At 72.6% G+C, this 15,979-nt stretch carries 14 protein-coding genes; 3 read left to right on the forward strand and 11 right to left on the reverse strand.

Going from position 1 to position 15,979, the window contains the following annotated elements; all coding sequences use genetic code 11:
* Positions 1–49: 49 nt before the first annotated feature.
* Both I5Q34_RS07665 and I5Q34_RS07670 read left to right on the forward strand, forming a co-directional pair.
* A complete protein-coding gene (locus I5Q34_RS07665) occupies positions 50–1,474 on the forward strand; it encodes a coproporphyrinogen-III oxidase family protein (protein WP_199891422.1) in 1,425 nt (474 codons plus the stop codon).
* On the forward strand, positions 1,471–2,232 hold the full coding sequence (locus tag I5Q34_RS07670) for an SDR family NAD(P)-dependent oxidoreductase (RefSeq protein WP_199891423.1): 762 nt from the start codon (positions 1,471–1,473) through the stop codon (positions 2,230–2,232). Before I5Q34_RS07665 ends, I5Q34_RS07670 begins: the two co-directional genes overlap by 4 nt.
* Before the next feature lie 40 nt (positions 2,233–2,272).
* On the opposite strand, the gene I5Q34_RS07675 is transcribed toward I5Q34_RS07670, so the two are convergent.
* Positions 2,273–3,163, reverse strand: coding sequence for an acyl-CoA thioesterase II (locus I5Q34_RS07675; protein ID WP_199891424.1), 891 nt, complete (start codon positions 3,161–3,163; stop codon positions 2,273–2,275).
* Positions 3,164–3,335: 172 nt separating this feature from the next.
* On the opposite strand from I5Q34_RS07675, the gene I5Q34_RS07680 reads away from it, so the two are divergent.
* Positions 3,336–5,576 carry an MMPL family transporter gene (locus I5Q34_RS07680; RefSeq protein WP_199891425.1) on the forward strand — a complete coding sequence of 747 codons (2,241 nt, stop codon included), beginning with the start codon at positions 3,336–3,338 and terminating at the stop codon, positions 5,574–5,576.
* On the opposite strand, the gene I5Q34_RS07685 is transcribed toward I5Q34_RS07680, so the two are convergent.
* The 10 genes from I5Q34_RS07685 to I5Q34_RS07730 form a co-directional block, all read right to left on the reverse strand.
* A complete protein-coding gene (locus tag I5Q34_RS07685; protein ID WP_199891426.1) occupies positions 5,545–6,342 on the reverse strand; it encodes a M15 family metallopeptidase in 798 nt (265 codons plus the stop codon). The two genes, I5Q34_RS07680 and I5Q34_RS07685, sit on opposite strands and share 32 nt — an antisense overlap.
* Before the next feature lie 88 nt (positions 6,343–6,430).
* Positions 6,431–7,246, reverse strand: coding sequence for a cyclopropane-fatty-acyl-phospholipid synthase family protein (locus I5Q34_RS07690; protein WP_199891427.1), 816 nt, complete (start codon positions 7,244–7,246; stop codon positions 6,431–6,433).
* A 108-nt stretch (positions 7,247–7,354) separates the two neighbouring features.
* Positions 7,355–7,609, reverse strand: coding sequence for a hypothetical protein (locus I5Q34_RS07695; protein ID WP_199891428.1), 255 nt, complete (start codon positions 7,607–7,609; stop codon positions 7,355–7,357).
* Between the two features lie 95 nt (positions 7,610–7,704).
* Positions 7,705–7,965 (reverse strand): acyl carrier protein, encoded by a 261-nt coding sequence (locus tag I5Q34_RS07700; protein WP_199891429.1) that lies wholly within the window; start codon positions 7,963–7,965, stop codon positions 7,705–7,707.
* Entirely contained in the window at positions 7,962–8,921 is a 960-nt protein-coding gene (locus I5Q34_RS07705; protein WP_199891430.1) for a beta-ketoacyl synthase N-terminal-like domain-containing protein, read from the reverse strand. Before I5Q34_RS07705 ends, I5Q34_RS07700 begins: the two co-directional genes overlap by 4 nt.
* Entirely contained in the window at positions 8,918–10,069 is a 1,152-nt protein-coding gene (locus I5Q34_RS07710) for a beta-ketoacyl synthase N-terminal-like domain-containing protein (RefSeq protein WP_199891431.1), read from the reverse strand. Before I5Q34_RS07710 ends, I5Q34_RS07705 begins: the two co-directional genes overlap by 4 nt.
* Positions 10,066–11,178, reverse strand: a complete 1,113-nt coding sequence (locus I5Q34_RS07715; protein ID WP_199891432.1) for a beta-ketoacyl synthase N-terminal-like domain-containing protein — start codon at positions 11,176–11,178, stop codon at positions 10,066–10,068. Before I5Q34_RS07715 ends, I5Q34_RS07710 begins: the two co-directional genes overlap by 4 nt.
* On the reverse strand, positions 11,175–12,272 hold the full coding sequence (locus I5Q34_RS07720; RefSeq protein ID WP_277965428.1) for a beta-ketoacyl synthase N-terminal-like domain-containing protein: 1,098 nt from the start codon (positions 12,270–12,272) through the stop codon (positions 11,175–11,177). The genes I5Q34_RS07715 and I5Q34_RS07720 overlap by 4 nt, the downstream gene beginning before the upstream one ends.
* 8 nt (positions 12,273–12,280) lie before the next feature.
* Positions 12,281–14,806 (reverse strand): type I polyketide synthase, encoded by a 2,526-nt coding sequence (locus I5Q34_RS07725; RefSeq protein WP_199891434.1) that lies wholly within the window; start codon positions 14,804–14,806, stop codon positions 12,281–12,283.
* Positions 14,803–15,954 (reverse strand): OzmP, encoded by a 1,152-nt coding sequence (locus I5Q34_RS07730; RefSeq protein ID WP_199891435.1) that lies wholly within the window; start codon positions 15,952–15,954, stop codon positions 14,803–14,805. The genes I5Q34_RS07725 and I5Q34_RS07730 overlap by 4 nt, the downstream gene beginning before the upstream one ends.
* Positions 15,955–15,979 lie beyond the last annotated feature (25 nt).

Genomic DNA, 15,979 nt, shown 5'->3' on the forward strand with positions numbered 1-15,979 from the left:
CCCACCCCCACACCCGGCAGATCCCACCCAGAGGGGAAGTGCCCGCGACGTGTTGAGCACCGACTTCGTCAACAGCTACCTCGACCACCACCTCGGCGAACGCCAGGTCAACAAGATCCAGCACGGCTTCCCGTCCCCGCGGTACTGGAACGAACTGTCCGTGCCCCTGGACGAGATCGGCGAGGACCGCCGCAGTCTGCGCGAGACCAACGGCAAATCCCCGGTGTTCCTGTACATCGGCGTCCCGTACTGCATCCAGACCGACCCCGGCAAATGCGGCTACTGCCTGTTCCCCGTCGAGGAGTTCCAGGGCAACGCCGCTCTGGAGAACTACTACGGCTACGTGGAACGCGAAGCCGAGATGTACCGGGAGCAGATGGAGGACACCGTCCTCGTCGGGGCGTACTTCGGCGGGGGCACCTCCAACCTCTACAAGGCCCCCGTCTACCACCGGATCATGGACATGACGCGGAGCCTGTTCCCGGAGATCGCGGAGTCGGCGGACCTCACCCTGGAGGGCATCCCCCAGCTCTTCTCCCGGGCGAAGATGGAGGCCATACGCGACTCCGGGATGAACCGGATCAGCATGGGCGTCCAGCAGGTCAACGAACGACTCAACAGCTTCAGCGGGCGCAAGCAGACCACCAAGCACGTCATACAGAGCCTGGAGTGGGCCCGCGAACTCGGCCTGGCCGCCAACGTCGACATCATTTTCGGCTGGCCCCAGCAGACCGTCGACACCATGCTGGAGGACCTGGAGACGCTCGTCTCGTGGGACGTGTACGACATCACCCACTACGAGCTGAACGTCGGCGGCCCGACCGACTTCGCGCTCAACCGCTTCCACGAGCTGCCCAGCACGCTGGCCAACCTGGAGATGTACCGGGCGGGGCGGGACTTCCTGCTCGACAAGGGCTACGAGCAGCTGTCGACGTACAACTTCCGGCGTCCCGGCGACCCCGCGGCCCGGGACTTCCGCGAGGGCTACTCCCGCTTCGGCCACGTGGACACCCTCGGGCTCGGCTACGCGGCGATCACCTTCTTCGGCAGTCCCGCACTGCCGCCCGGCCGTTCCTGGTCGTTCATCAACCACCGCAGCCTGCCGCAGTACAAGGCAGCCGTCGACGCGGGACGGTTCCCCGTCGAGCGGGGTTACCGGCACACGCCCGAGGACTTCCTGCTGATGGGACTGTTCCGCAGCCTCATCAGCAGAGAGGTCGACCGCGTCCAGTACCGTGCCGCCTTCGGCCTCGACATCTACGAGAAGTTCGCCACCATCTGGGACGTGCTGGCCGGGCGGGGCTACGCGGAGATCACCCCGGAGCGGATCGAGCTGGTCGGCGACGGCGCGTTCTACGCCCCGATGTTCTCCGCCCTGTTCGCCGAGGAGCGCTACCGCGAGCTGCGCGAGGAGGCCGCGCGGCGCAAGAAGGAGTCCCGGCCGCCCGCGCCGGCGTCCCGGAGCGGCCAGTGACGGACAACCTTCCCCTGGAGGGCCGCGGCGTCGTCGTCACCGGCGGATCGCGGGGCATCGGCGCCGCGGTCGTGCGGCTGGCCGTGGAACAGGGCGCCGACGTCGTCTTCGGCTACCGCCACGGCGAGGAGCGGGCCCGCGCCCTCGCCAAGGAGCTCAACGACGCCCACCCCGGCCGGCGTTGCGTCCCGCTGTACGCCGACGTGGCCGACGCCGGGGAGGCCGGGCGCTTCGCCACCGAGGCCCTGGCGGCCCTGGACCGGCTGGACGTCCTGGTCAACAACGCCGGGGTCACCCGCGACACCCTGTTCGCGCGGATGACCGCGCAGCAGTGGAACGAGGTCATCGACACCAACCTGGGCAGCATGTACAACGTCACCCGGCCGCTGGTGCTGCCGATGGCGAAACAGGGCCGGGGCGCCATCGTCAACCTCACCTCCTACTCGGGTGTGCACGGCATCCCCGGGCAGACCGCCTACTCCGCCTCCAAGGCCGGCATCGCCGGCTTCACCAAGGCGCTGGCCAAGGAGATCGGCGGCCGGGGCGTCACCGTCAACGCGGTCGCCCCTGGGCTCATCGAGACCGACATGACCGACGCCGTGCCCGGGGACAAGGCCGAGTACCTCAAGTCCCTGATCCCCAGCCGCTCGTTCGGTTCCCCGGAGGACGTGGCGCACCTGGTGTGCTACCTCGCCTCCGACCGGGCCCGCTACATCACCGGCCAGGTGATCGAGATCGCCGGCGGTCTGGTGCTGTAGCAGCCGGTTGAGAGCTCCCGTGCTCCGGGCGCGGGGGCTCTCAACCGGGCTCTCCGAAGCTGTCGTTCAGGCGGATCAGGCCCTCCTGTGCGAGCGTGGCGACCAAAGTGCCGTCCTGGGTGAAGACCCGGCCAAGGACCAGCCCGCGCCCCCGGGAGGCCGCCGGCGTCTCGTGGGCGCACAGCAGCCACTCGTCCGCACGGAAGGGGCGGTGGATCCACACCATGTGGTCGATGCTGCTGCCAGTGACCCGGAGCCAGGAGATGCCGTTCCGGACCAGTACGGTTTCCATCATGGTGACATCGGTGAGATACGCTAGGAGGCAGGCGTGGAGCAGGTGCGCGTCGTCCGCCGTCGCCTCCGCGGGCAGCTCATCCTTGACGCGCACCCAGATCCGCGTCCAAGGGGAGGACAGCGATGGATCCTTCTCCGCGTCGAAGCTCAACGGCCCGACGAAGCGCAGCTCGTAGGGCTTTCCGAGGGACTGGAAGGGCTCGCCGAACGACGCGGTCAGCCGCTCCTCGTAGGTCGGCAGATCCTCCGGTTTCGGGACCTCCGGCATTTCGTCCTGGTGATCGAGCCCCGGCCGACCGCGGTGGAAGGAGGCGGTGAGGGCGAACACCTCCAGGCCACACTGTGCCGCGTAGACGCGCCGTGTGGCGAAGGCGGCGCCGCTGCGCACCCGTTCGACCCGGTAGTCGAAGGGGATGCCCGGCGCAGCGGGCCGGATGAAGGAGCAGTGCACGGAGTGTGCGCGCAGCCCGCCCGCAACCGTGCGGCCGGCGGCGGCCAGCGCCTGGGCGGCCAAGTGCCCTCCGTAGACCGGGGAGGACTGCTCCAGGGCGGGCCGCCCGAGGAAGTGCTCCCCGCAGCCGGGGTCGGGCACCGCGTCGAGGTCAAGCAGCTCCAGCAGCGCATGTTGCTGTTCCATCAGCCCCACTTCGTCTCAAGTCACCGCGTGGGAGCCAGTATCACCGCCCAGCGCCCGGCCCATCAATCGAACAGGCTTGAAACACCGGAGAGTTGCGGTGATGACAGGAAGCGGGTCCGTGCGGTACCCCGGAACGCGACACCCCGAACCATCCGGACCAGGGAGGCCCTTTATGTTCGACCGCGTCATCGCGTCGCTGCACCGGCGGCGCGTGGCCGTGCTGTGGGTGAGCGCGGTCCTCCTCGTCCTGGCCGGGATCGGCGGCCTGGGCGTGGAGCACCGGCTGGCCCACGGGGGGCTCTCCGACCCCGGCGCGCAGTCCTCCCGCGCCGGGCGCCTGGTGTCCGAGCACTTCCCCTCGGCCGACGACGACCTGGTGCTCCTGCTGCGCGGCGCCGGACCGGTCGACTCGGCGACGATGACCTCCCTCGGCACCGAACTGACCCGGCGCGCCGAGCGGGCCCCGGGCGTGCGGGCCGCCACCTCGTACTGGACCGCGGGGCGCGCCACCTCGATGCGTTCCCGCGACGCCTCCATCGGCCTTGTGTCCATCTCCCTGCGCGGCGACGAGGACACACAGGCGAAGACCGCCGAGCGGCTGGTGCCGGACATCCGGCGGCACGCGGAGGGGCTGACGGTCATGGCGGCCGGCCCCGCGCAGGTGCTGGCAGAGGTCGGCAAGCGCACCGCCCACGACCTGCTGCTCGCCGAGGCGATCAGCGCACCGGTCACCCTCGTCCTCCTGCTGCTGTTCTTCGGCAGCGCCGTGGCCGCCGCCCTGCCCCTGGTCATCGCACTGCTGTCGATCCTGGTGGGCCGAGCCGTGGTGAACGCCCTGGCGGGCACCGTGTCGATCTCGGTGTACTCGATAAACTCGACGACCGCGCTCGGACTCGGACTCGCCATCGACTACAGCCTGTTCATCCTCGCACGCTTCCGGGAGGAGCTGAGCACCGGTGCCACGGTGCAGGAGGCCCTGGGCCCGACCATGCGCAGGGCCGGGCGGACGGTCGCGTTCTCCGCGCTCACGGTGGCCCTGTCCCTCGTCGGCCTGCTGGTTTTCCCCCAGTTCTTCCTGCGGTCCTTCGCCTACGGCGGCATCGTGGTGATCTTGTCCGCAGCGGCGGGGGCGGTCCTCGTCCTGCCCGCGCTACTGGCCGTCCTGGGCCATCGGGTCAACCGTTACGACGTCTTCGCCCGGCTGCGCGGCCCGGCGCCGCACACAGCCTCCGAGAGCGGGCGCTGGTACCGGTTCGCCACGGCGGTGATGCGCCGTCCAGTGCTCTACGGCGGTGGTGTGGTGGTGCTGCTGGCCGCCCTCGCGTCCCCGTTCACGGGGATCTCCCCCGGCCTCGTCGACGACCGTACACTGCCCGCCGATGCCCAGGTGCACCGCGCCGCACAGCTGCTGCGCGAGCGGTTCGACGCGGATGCGCTGCACACCGTCCCGGTCGTAGTGGAAGGAGTGGGCCACGACCGGGACCGGCTCCTGGAGTCCTACGCCCGCTCGCTCTCCGCGGTGCGCGATGTCCGGCGAGTGACCACGACGACCGGCACTTATCTGGCCGGGCGCCGGGTCCAGGACCCGGTCCCCGCCGCCGCAACGCTGATGAGCGGTGGGCACACCCTGCTCTTCGTGGTCTCCTCGGTGGAGCAGGACTCGTCCGCCGGAACCCAACTTGTCGGCCAGCTGCGGAAGGTAGCACCGCCCGGCGAGGCGGCACGGGCGTGGGTGGGCGGACGGGCCGCCGAGCTCAAGGACGGCACGGCGGCCGTCTCCCGGGCCGCTCCACTGGCGATCGGCATCGTGGTGGGCTCCTCCCTGGTACTGCTCTTCCTGTTCACCGGGAGCGTGCTGATGCCGGTGAAGGCACTGGCGCTCAACACCCTCAGCCTCACCGCCACGTTCGGGGCGATGGTGTTCGTCTTCCAGGAGGGTCACCTCTCGTTCCTAGTGGGCAGCCCGTTGCACACCGGCATGTTGGACACGACCATCCCGATCCTGACCTTCTGCATGGCGTTCGGGCTTTCCATGGACTACGAGGTGTTCCTGCTCTCCCGGATCCGCGAGCGCTACTTCGCCACCGGCGACAACGCGGAGTCGGTGGCATTCGGTCTCCAGCACACGGGCCGGATCATCACGGCCGCGGCCGTCCTGGTCGCGGCGCTCCTGCTCATCTTCGCCTCCTCGGGCGTGACACTGCTCAAACTGCTGGGCGTCAGCCTCGCGCTGGCGGTGCTCCTGGACGCGACGCTGGTCCGCGCCGTGCTGGTGCCCTCGTTCATGCGCCTGGCCGGCCGGGCCAACTGGTGGGCGCCCGGCCCGCTGCGCCGCCTCCACGACCGGTTCGGGCTGCGCGAGGACGAGCCGGAGCGGGACGCTAGCGGGCCGGCGGAAGGGACCGCCGGGTGACCGGGAAGTTAAAGTACGTGTCCGGGAACGTCTCCGGCTTGTACGTGTAGTGCCACCATTCTTCCGGAAGGTTCTTGAATCCGGCCTTCTCCAGGCCGTCCTTGAGCAGCAGCCGGTTGCTCCGCTGTTCGCCGACGACGCGGGGGTCGAGGGTGTGCGAGAGGGTGTCGAAGCAGTCGAAGCCGGTGCCCATGTCGAGGGAGTTGTCCGGGAACCGGTCGCGCTTGGGCCCGTAGCAGGACTTCAGCGGCTCGCCCGGGATGTACGGGCGGGTGGGCCACGCTGGCAGCCGGACGAGGGTGAGGTCCACCGTACTGCCCCTGCTGTGCCCGGACTTGGCGGCGATGTACCCGTCGTCGAAGAGCCTCGTCTTGTCGACGCGCGGATAGAACTCGGGCTTCATCCGCTGGTCGTCGAGGTCCTTCGCCCACCGGACGAAGTGGTCGACGGCGCGCTGCGGGCGGTAGCAGTCGTAGACCTTGAGGGCGTAGCCCTTCCTGAGGAAGGCCCGTTGGGCCCGGCGCAGGGCGTCGGCCGCGTCCCGGGTCAGGATGCACAGCGGCTGCCGGTAGCCGTCGATCCGCTCGCCGGTGAAGTTGTGCCGGGTGAGGTAGCGCATCTCCTGGAGGACGGTGGGGTCCGTGTCCCGCAGGGCGACGAACTCCGGTGGCGCCTCGGTCTCCGGGCGTGCCTGCGCGGTGGTGGCGGGCACGGCGAGCAGGACGGCGGCCGCGCCGGCGACCAGGCCGCGGAGGATTCTTCGCATCGGCTCCGACTCCTTGGCTCCGAGGGCGTGGTGCAGCCCTCGCAGGCGGCATGGTGGCGGAGCCTCCCCCGTGGCGTCCAGCGCCGTTTCAGGAGCGCCGGGCGTGGAAGATGCCCCACCGGAGCCGCCCGGCGCGGGCCGCGTCGACCCACAGGGGCAGGTTCGCGAGCAGTTGCTCCAGGTAGTCGGCGCTGATGACCTTGCCCAGCTCGGCCTTCCGGGCCCCGGTCTCCTCGGTCAGCCGGACGTAGTGGTGCAGCAGTTGTTCGCTGTGGTCGTCGAATCCGATGGCGTCCGTCCCGAGCCCGGCGAGACCGTCCCGGTAGAAGGAGGGTGTGGCCAGCTCGTCCACCCCGAGCCGGGCGACGACCGGCCGCAGTGTGCCGGCGGGTGTGGCTTCGGCGGCCATGATGTCGGTGAACGCCAGCCGCCCGCCCGGTGCGAGGACCCGCACGGCCTCGCTCAGCGCCCGCCCCCGGTCCGTGCTGTGGCACAGCGCCTCCAGCGAGCAGACCGCGTCGAACTCCCCGTCGCCGTACGGCACATCGTGGAACGACCCGGTGATGACCTCGACGAGTCCGTCCAGTCCCCGCTCCGCGTTGACCCGGCGGTGCCGCTCGTTCTGCGCCTCGCTCAGGTTGAGCGCGACGACGCGGCACCCGAAGCGCCCGGCCAGGTACCGGGCCGTGCCCCCGTAGCCGGACCCCAGGTCCAGCACCCGCGCCCCGGGGCCGATCCCCAGCCGCCCGGCCAGCCGCTCCACGGTCCGCCGCGACGCCTCGGCGACCGGCTCCCCTTCTCTTTCATAAATCCCCGTGTGGATGTCCTCCCCGCCCCAGACGGCGTCGTAGAAGGCGTCCACGTCACTGGACTCGTAGTAGCTCCGCGTCGCGTCGTCCGGCATGCCCACGCTCCTCGTCCATCCCCTTGGTCCCGGTGACCTCACCGAGACCAACGTGTCCGTTGCGGACCGGCGGGAAAAGGGGCGAATCGGCCAGATTTCGGCGGCGCGTCAGCTTTCGTCCTCCATGGCGCTGTCGCAGCTCTCGCAGAGCCGGTCGGCGTACTCCGGCGGATACCAGGGCGCGTCCGGATGCTCCGCGGGCCGCCAGGGAGCCTTCCCCATGGCGAAGGTGTCCTTGCCGCAGAAGGTCCGCGGGCCCGGGGACGACGGTGTCCCCGGGGCGCCGGGCGCCGCGTGCACCCGGCGCACCGGGGCCTCGGCGGCACCGGGCCGGTCGAGCTCGTACACGACGATGATCTCCATGCGCCCCACGGTAGTCCCGCTGCCGGGCGTGCGCGCAGGGACAGAAGGCCCCGGACAGGTCAGGGCCTGACCTGTCCGGGGCTGAGGGTGCTCGCTCAGCCGACCGCAGCGGCCTTCCGCGTGACCAGGTCGTACGTCGCCCGCAACGACGTCGCCTCGGCCAGGTCCGTCTCCGTCAGCTGGACGCCGTACCGCTCCTCCAGGACGATCTGCATCTCCAGGGCCAGCAGGGAGTCGACGCCGAGGTCCTGGACGAAGCGGGCGTCGTCCGTGACCTCCTCCGGGTCGAGTTCGAGGAGCTCGGCGATGGTGCCGCGCAGGTCCTCGAGTTCGATGACGGTGCTGTTGGTGTTCACGCTGACTCCTTTGTGTCGTCGGGCGGTTGGCGGGGATGGACCAGTGTCAGGGCGCAGGATCCGGGAGAGCTGATGGCGGCCAGGAGGCGCGGGGGGCCGGGGCGGGAGAGGGCGCGGGAGAGGTGGAGCATGGGGAGGAGGGTCCCCGCAGGGGCCGGGACGGTGTCGGCGGCGACGCCCACGCGGTGGCGCAGGTGCTCGGCCAGGGCCGAGGCCAGGGGGAACGTGTCGGTGATCAGGAGGGCGGCCTCGGGGGCCGGGGCGTTCTTCAGGAAGCGGGTCAGCAACTCCTCCAGCCGCTGCTCGGCGGCCGGGAGGGAGAAGGTGACCGTGCGGCACGTGCCGTAGTGGGCAGCGGCCCTCGGCCGGGGTTCCAGGACGAACACCACCGCGCCCGCCTCGGAGCCGCTGCGGGCCGGGCGGTGGGCGGGCCTGGCCGCCTCGGTGGAGCCCGCCAGGAGGAGCATGGAGCGGCCGGCCGCGACCGCGCGGGCTCCGGCGAGCAGAGTCTCCAGGCCCGCCGTGCGCGGTGAGGTGAGGGTGAGGTTCCAGCCCTTGACGCCGTGGGCCATGGCGACGCGGCCCGCGAGCGTGTTGATGGAGAAATACGGTGCCGTGGCCGGGCTGAGCCGCTCCGCGCCCGGGCCGGTCACGGTCGCGTCCATGGCGTCGGTGAGGGCGGCGATCCCGCTGTTGGTGCCGAGGGCCATGCCGCGCTCCGCCTCCGGCACCCCGGCCAGCGGGTCGCCCGCGTCGACGACGGCCCGGCGGGTGGCGGCGAGCAGGTAACGACACGACGGCGGAACGTACTTGTAGCCCCGGGGGCCCAGTTCGGCCGCGACATCGAACCACGCGTCGTCGGCCGGGGCGGCGCCCTCCAGGTCGAGAGCGGCCGGGTCGCCGCCCCGGGGCGAGACGACGCCGATGCCGGTCACCACCAGACCGTTCCCGTTCACGACGTCCGCCCTTCCAGGACCAGGGACACGTTGTTCCCTCCGAACGCGAAGGCGTTGACCATGACATGACGCCCCATCAGTGGTGTCGGGCCGTCCTGCGGCAGGTGGACCGGGCACTTGGGGTCCTGGTCCGCGCCGAGCGGCACGTTGGGCGGCATAGTGCGGCGGTCCAGTACCAGAGCTGCCGCGACGGCGCCGAGCGCGCCGGCGGCCCCGGCGGTGTGGCCGATCAGGGCCTTGAGGCTGTACAGCGGCAGCCGGGCCAGCCGCTCGCCGAAGACAGCACCGAGGGCCTCACTCTCGACGACGTCGTTCAGCCGCGTGCCCGTGCCGTGCGGCACGACGCACCCCACCGAGTCCGCCGGCGCCCCCGCTTCCGCGAGCGCGTCCGTCATAGCCCGGCGGATCTGGACGCCGTCCGGGTCGGGGGCGGTCAGATGGTGGGCGTCGCAGCTCCAGCCGGAGCCGGCCAGCGTCGCGTAATGACGGCGCGCACCGCGCCGCCCGGCGTGCTCGGCCGATTCCAGGACGAGGACTGCGGCACCCTCGCCGAAGATGGTGCCCGCGCGGTCGCGGTGGAACGGGCGGCAGGCGTACGGATCGACGGCCCGCATGCGGTTGAAGCAGCCGAGCGCGACCCGGCTGTACGCCTCGGCTCCCCCGGCCACGACGACGTCCGCCTCCCCGGAGCGGATCATATCCACCGCCATCCCGAGGCCGAACCCGCCCGCCGAGCAGGCGTTGCTGACGCACGTCGCTCCGCCGCCCGCACCCAGCGCCGCGGCGACCACCGAGGCGACCGTGAACACCGGGAGGTCCGGCAGGCCGGGGTCCAGTGGCCGTTCCCAGAGGTCGGCGTTCCCGCCGCCGGTTCCCATGACCACCGCGCAGCGCGCCCGGTGGGTGTCCTCGAGCCCGGCGTCGGCGGCCGCCTCCCGCGCCGCCATCAGCGCCAGCCGCGAGGCCCGGCCTTCAGGGCCCTCCTCGGCGGGCGCCAGGTGGATCAGCGGCAGTGGCATCCGGGCGCCGGGGTCGGCGGCCCGCCGCGGCGGGCTCCCGGACGCCGCGCACAGGGCCCGCCACATGGCCTCCACGCCGACGCCGAGGCCGGACACGGCACCCGCACCGGTGATCAGGACCTGCGTCATACCTCTCCCTTCGATACGCCGTCGTACAGTGCCGCGGCGACGAGCAGGACGGCCGACGCCGCGTCGTCCGCGCTCCCGCCGCCGGCCACGGCGAGCGCGGTGAGGGGCACGCCGTCCGGCGGCCCGGCGGCGAACCAGGCGGTGGCGGCCACGCATTGGAACACCCCGAAGGCCCCGGAGGCCGACGGCAGAGTGCGGCCGAGGTCGTGGACGACGGCGGCTGGAGGCGTCGCCCGGGGGCACGGATCCCTGCCCGGCAGGCCGGCAACGTCCGCCTCCCGACGGGGAGTCCGCCCGGCCCCCACCCGGGGCACGGCGGCTCCCGCACGACGGGGGACCCGGCCCGCGCCCGGCCACTCCGATCCGTTCTCCGACGGCGCGGGGCGGAACTGCCTGGTCACGGCGGATCGTCCGGATTCCGCAAGGGTACTTCCGGTCCCGTCCACGGCGGACTCAGGTGGCAGCCACAGCCCAAACCGGGTGCCGGGCGCGGCCACGGCCTTGATCGCCGTCGCCGCGTCCCGTCGCCGCGCGTACCCCTTCAGCACCGCCCGGGCGCGACGGCCGCGCTCCCGGGCGGTCGCCGGGAGCTCCAGGACGAGCGCTGCCGCCCCGTCCAGCATCCGGACACCGCCCATCAGTTGGCACACCACGCCATCGGCGGGCTCCACGCCGACGACGACCATGTACCGGGCCCGCCCCGCAGCCAGCGCCGGCTCCGCCCATCCGACCGCGTCCAGCCCGGATGTGACACCGTTGCAGAGCATCAGGTTGATACCGTGCAGGCCGTAGCGGATGGCCACGTTGGAGGCGGCCGCGTTGCTGCCCGCGTTGGGGAGGTCCACGGTGCGCAGGGCGGTGGGGCCGACCCGGTCGAGGGCACCGGCGACCCGGCAGACCGTGTCCAGCGAGCCCAGGTTGGAGCTCACGACGACACCGACGTCCGCCCCCGGTACCGTGAGGGCGCCGTCGTCGAGCAGTCCCGCGTCCGTCAGCGCGGCCCCGGCCGCGGCGACGGCGAGCCGGGTCGCGCGGTCCTTGAAGCGCAACGCGCGGTCGTGCACGAGCTGTTGGCCGTGGACCGTCGCGGTACCCGTGACGACCGTCACGCCGCCCTCCCCAGGATCGCGACGGCGTTGACTCCCCCGAAGCCGAACGAGTTGACCTGGACGTGCACGGGCTCCGCCCGCTCCCCCCTGCTGAAGCGCAGCCCTTCGGCCGCCGGGATGGGCTTGTCGAGACCGACGACTGGAGGCACCCGGCCGGTGCGCAGGCACTCGACCGCCAGCACCGTGTTGAGCAGCCCCGAGCAACCGGATGTGTGCCCGGTCATCCCTTCCACCGCCGCGATCAGCGGACCCCTGCCCCCCGGCCCGAAGACACGGCTCAATGCCTCCGCCTCGGCGTGGTCGTTGCGCGGCGTGCCCGTGCCCTGGGCGTGGACGAGGTCCACGTCCCCGGCCACGATGCCGGCGCGTTCGTGGGCCCGGCGCTGGGCGGTGACGAGCCCGTCCGCGGACGGCGCGGTGACGTGGCCCGCGTCGCAGTGCAGCCCGACGGAGCGCAGCACCGCGCGCGCCGGGCCCACGCCCGGGCGGCGCAGGACGACGGCGGCGGCTCCATCGCCGATCAGCTGCCCACTGCTGTCGCGGTCGAAGGGGCGGACCTCGCGCGGGGCACCGGGCTGGGCACGGTCCAGCAGGGCGTACATGCCGGCGGTGATGGTGTCGGCCCCGGCGACCACGACCGTGTCCGCGCGCCCGGTGGCGAGCAGGTCGGCGCCGAGGGCGAGCGCGTAGAGGGAGGCGGAGCAGGCGCCGCCGAAGGTGTGGGTGTCGCAGGCCCCGAAGCGCTCGCGCAGGACGCGGCCGAAGTGCGGGTCGGGCGGCGGCCCGGCCGACCAGGCACGTTCGGCCACGCGCAGGTGGCGCAGGCCGCTGCCGACGAGGACGGGCACGTCCGGCAGGTCGTCCGGCAGACCGGCCTGCGCGAGGGCTTCGGCGATCGCCCGGCAGAGCCAGGCCGCCGGCTGCTGCGGCCGGTCGGTGATCTCGTAGGCATGCCGAGTGCGCAGTCGGCTCGTGTCGAAGGCCCGTACCGGGCGCGGTGCGCCGCGGCCGGCGCACAGGGCGGCGAAGACCTCGGCTGTCCCGGAGCCGACAGCGGCAACGGCGCCGGTGCCGGTGATCGGCCAACCGTTCACGGCTTCGTTCATCCCTTCCGCCAGGAGGCGGCCACCTGGTCGGCGAGGCCGCGGAGGGTGGGCGGGTCGTCGAACGAGGAGGTGAGGTCGCGGCCCAGGGCGGTGCCAAGGATCGCGACGATGTCGATGAGGACGAGGGAGTCGGCCCCGAAGCGGCCGAGGTCGTCGTCCACGCCGGGCAGCCGACCATCCTCCGGTTCGAGGAGGCGGGCGGCCTGGTGGCGCAGGAACTCCTGGAGGATTCCGCTGCGTTCGGCCGGGCCGGCCTCCTCGACGCGGCGGCGCAGGTCGTCGGGGGCGTCCGTGGACGTGCGGCGGGACGGCGGCTCGATCCAGTGGCGCCTCGGCTCGTAGGGGTAGGTGGGCAGCGGGACCCGGCGCCGGCGGCCGGGGCCGTACCAGCGTTCCCAGCGGACGTCGGCGCCGTGGGTCCAGGCCCGGGCGAGGGCGGTCAGCAGGACCTCGGCGGCGCTGCCGTCGGAGAGGTCGAGGACGAGGGGGACCAGGCCCTCCTCCTTCAGCAGGGCTTCCGCCCGCGACCGGTCGGCTTCCCGGGTGCCGGGCCGGGTCCAGGTGGCGGGGTCCGCCGCCTCGTCGGGCCGCAGCCAGCGCGCGCCGAGGCTCACGGGGATCCGTGGCGCGGCGCACGCGGGGACGACGGGGCGCCCGGCGCACAGGGCATGCGCGTCGTAGGAGCCGAGCACCCCGGCGAGGCGGCCGGCGACGGTACGCCCGGTTCCCCAGCCGACGACCGCGGCCGGCGCCACGCCCCAGGCGCGGCACACCCGGGCCAGCGCGTAGGGCACGACGAAGGCGGCCGTCGCCCGGTCGGCGAGGAGGGCGGCCGGGCCGGTCCCGGCCGGCTCGGCGCAGGCGTCGACGGCTTCCTTGAAGTCGGCCTGTTCCGCGTAGAGTTCGGCGGCCCCGGGCGTGCCGGCGGTGTCGGGCAGGACGAGGGCGAAGCCGTCCGGGCGCTGGTCGGCGCGGCCGGTCCACACCCGGCCGGGGTCGAGGATGGCGAGGGAGAGCGCCGCGTCGCGGGTGTCGGCGCAGACGACGGCCCGCCGGTGGACGTGGTGGCGGCGGCCGGCGGCCAGGGTGTGGGTCACCGCGTCGAGCTCCAGTCCGGGGCGGCGCCGCAGGTGGCGGGCCAGGTCGCCGGTGGCGCGGGCGAGGGCCTCGGGGGTGCGGGCGGAGACCAGCAGCGGCTCGGCCGGACGCGGGCCGGGGGCGGGCGCGGCGGCGGGCGGTTCCTCCAGGACGACGTGGGCGTTGGTGCCGCCGACGCCGAACGAGCTGACGCCGGCCCGGCGGGGTCCGTCCCCGTCCGGCCAGGGGACGGTCTCGGTGCCGACCCGGAAGGGGCCCGCGGCGAAGTCGATGTCCGGGTTGGGGGTGCGGAAGTGGAGGCTGGGCACGAGGGTGCGGTGCCGGAGCATCAGCGCCGTCTTGATCAGTCCGGCCATGCCGGCGGCGGCGTCGAGGTGCCCGATGTTGGTCTTGACGGAGCCCAGGACCGTGCGGCCCTCGCCGGTGGGGCCGAACGCCCGGTTGAGGGCGGCGACTTCGACGGGGTCGCCGAGCGGGGTCCCGGTGCCGTGCGCCTCGACGTAGCCGATGGTCCCGGGCGGGCAGCCGGCGACGCGCTGGGCCTCGCGGACGGTGGCGGCCTGCCGTTCGACGCCGGGTGCGGTGAACCCGGTCTTGGCGGAGCCGTCGTTGGTCACCGCCGTCCCCTTGACGACGGCGTGCACGGTGTCGCCGTCGGCCAGGGCCTCGTCGAGCCGCTTGAGGAGGACGACGCCGACGCCGCTGCCGAGCACGGTGCCGCGCGCGGCGGCGTCGAAGGCCCGGCAGTGCCCGTCCGGCGAGAAGATCATCCCTTCCTGGTACAGGTGGCCCTCGTCCTGCGGCATCCGCAGGTGGACGGCGCCGGCGAGCGCCATGCCGCACTCCCCCGCGAGCAGGCTCAGGCAGGCCAGGTGGACGGCGACCAGCGAGGTGGAGCAGGCGGTGCCGACGGTGACGCCCGGTCCGCGCAGGTCGAGCTTGTAGCAGACGCGGGTGGCCAGGTAGTCCTTGTCGTTGGCGAGCATGAGGCGGTAGCGGCCGAGGGTGGAGCCGGTGGCGTACCGGTCGGCGAGGTTGCCGGGCAGGTAGGTGTTCATGCCGGCGCCGGCGAAGACGCCGATCTCGCCGGGGTGGGTGCCGGGGTCGTATCCGGCGTCCTCCAGGGCGGCGAGCGCGCACTGGAGGAAGTGCCGGTGCTGGGGGTCGAGGATCTCCGCCTCGTCCTCGGGGATCCCGAAGTGGGCGGCGTCGAACAGCTCGACGCCCTCGATCGTCTGCGCGGCCCGGACGAACCCGGGGCGCGTCTGCCCGGCCGGGTCGGCGCCGGCGGCCGGCAGTTCCCCGTCGGTGAGGAAGCGCACGGTCTCCCGGCCCTCGCGCAGGAGGTCCCAGAAGGCCCCCACGGAGGGGGCGCCGGGGAACCGGCAGGCCATTCCGATGATCGCCACGTCGCAGTCCGTCATGTCTCCGCCCCAGTGCTCCGCAGGGTGATGCCGAGGTCCGCGGCGGTCTTCCGCATGGCGAGGAAGCCGTGCGCGACGAAGCGCGCGGCGTCCTCGGAGGCGTCCAACCGCCGGAAGAGGTCGATGAGTTCGCGTTCCTGCGCGACGGGGTCGCCGCGGTTGCCCGCGATGTCGAGGACGACCCTCCTGAGCCGCTCCTCGATCAGGGGGAGGTCGGCCGCGCGCGGGAAGGTGATGCTGAAGGTGGACCGGGAGTGGTTCTCGTCGCGCCGCACGGACCGCCGGTGGCTGGCCGCGTTGAGCTTGTAGAACATGCAGTCCCAGTTGGCGAAGGAGTAGTAGTTGAGCAGCGGGAAGAGCGTGCAGTGGGTCTCCATCGGCGACGAGGTGTACAGCCCCTTGGCCTTGAGCTCGGCCACCATGCGGTCCGGGTCGTAGGCGTAGCGCATGGCGATGAACGGGAAGACGATCCGGGGCAGTCCGTCCTCGTCGGCGAAGAGCAGCTCCTCGAGCTCGCCGCGGAACAGCTCGTCCGTCAGCCCCCGTCCGAAGGTCCGGTAGAAGCCCCGGACCACCTCGCGCACGTCCGACTCCATGGTGAGGATCTGCTGCGGGTCGGCGCACAGCACGATGTAGGGGATGCGGTGGCGGAAGGCGTACAGGATGGCCCGGATGACGAAGAAGGAGCGGCACGAGACGCAGGGCAGCTTCTCGTCGAGGTACTTGCCGGGTGTGGCGGGGGTCCGGTTGAAGACCTCGCGCATCATGGCCTTGATGTTGTCGTCGTCGGAGTCGACGACGAAGGTGGCCGGGATCTTCTCCCTGGCGAGCCGGATGTTCTCGGCGGCGTGCGCGCTCTCGAAGGGGACGTCGAAGGTGTAGGAGAGGACGCGCTTGCCGTACTCGTGGACGAACTTGTCCAGCATGTAGGTGCTGTCCTTGCCGCCGCTGTACATGAAGAGGCAGTCGTGGTCGCCGTGCGGGTTGGGGCCGCTGCGGGTGAACTCCTCGAAGACCCGGCTGGTGTAGGCGAAGTTCTCCATCAGCTCGCCGGCGAAGTCCAGGGTGCACAGGCTGCAGACGCCGTCGTCCCCGATGGTGACTCCGGGATGGTTCTCCTTGAGGGCGCAGACGGTGCACACGCGCATGGCCGTTCTCCCTTCCCCGTCCTGG

It is taken from the genome of Streptomyces sp. AV19, from assembly GCF_015999245.1.
Lineage (GTDB): Bacteria > Actinomycetota > Actinomycetes > Streptomycetales > Streptomycetaceae > Streptomyces.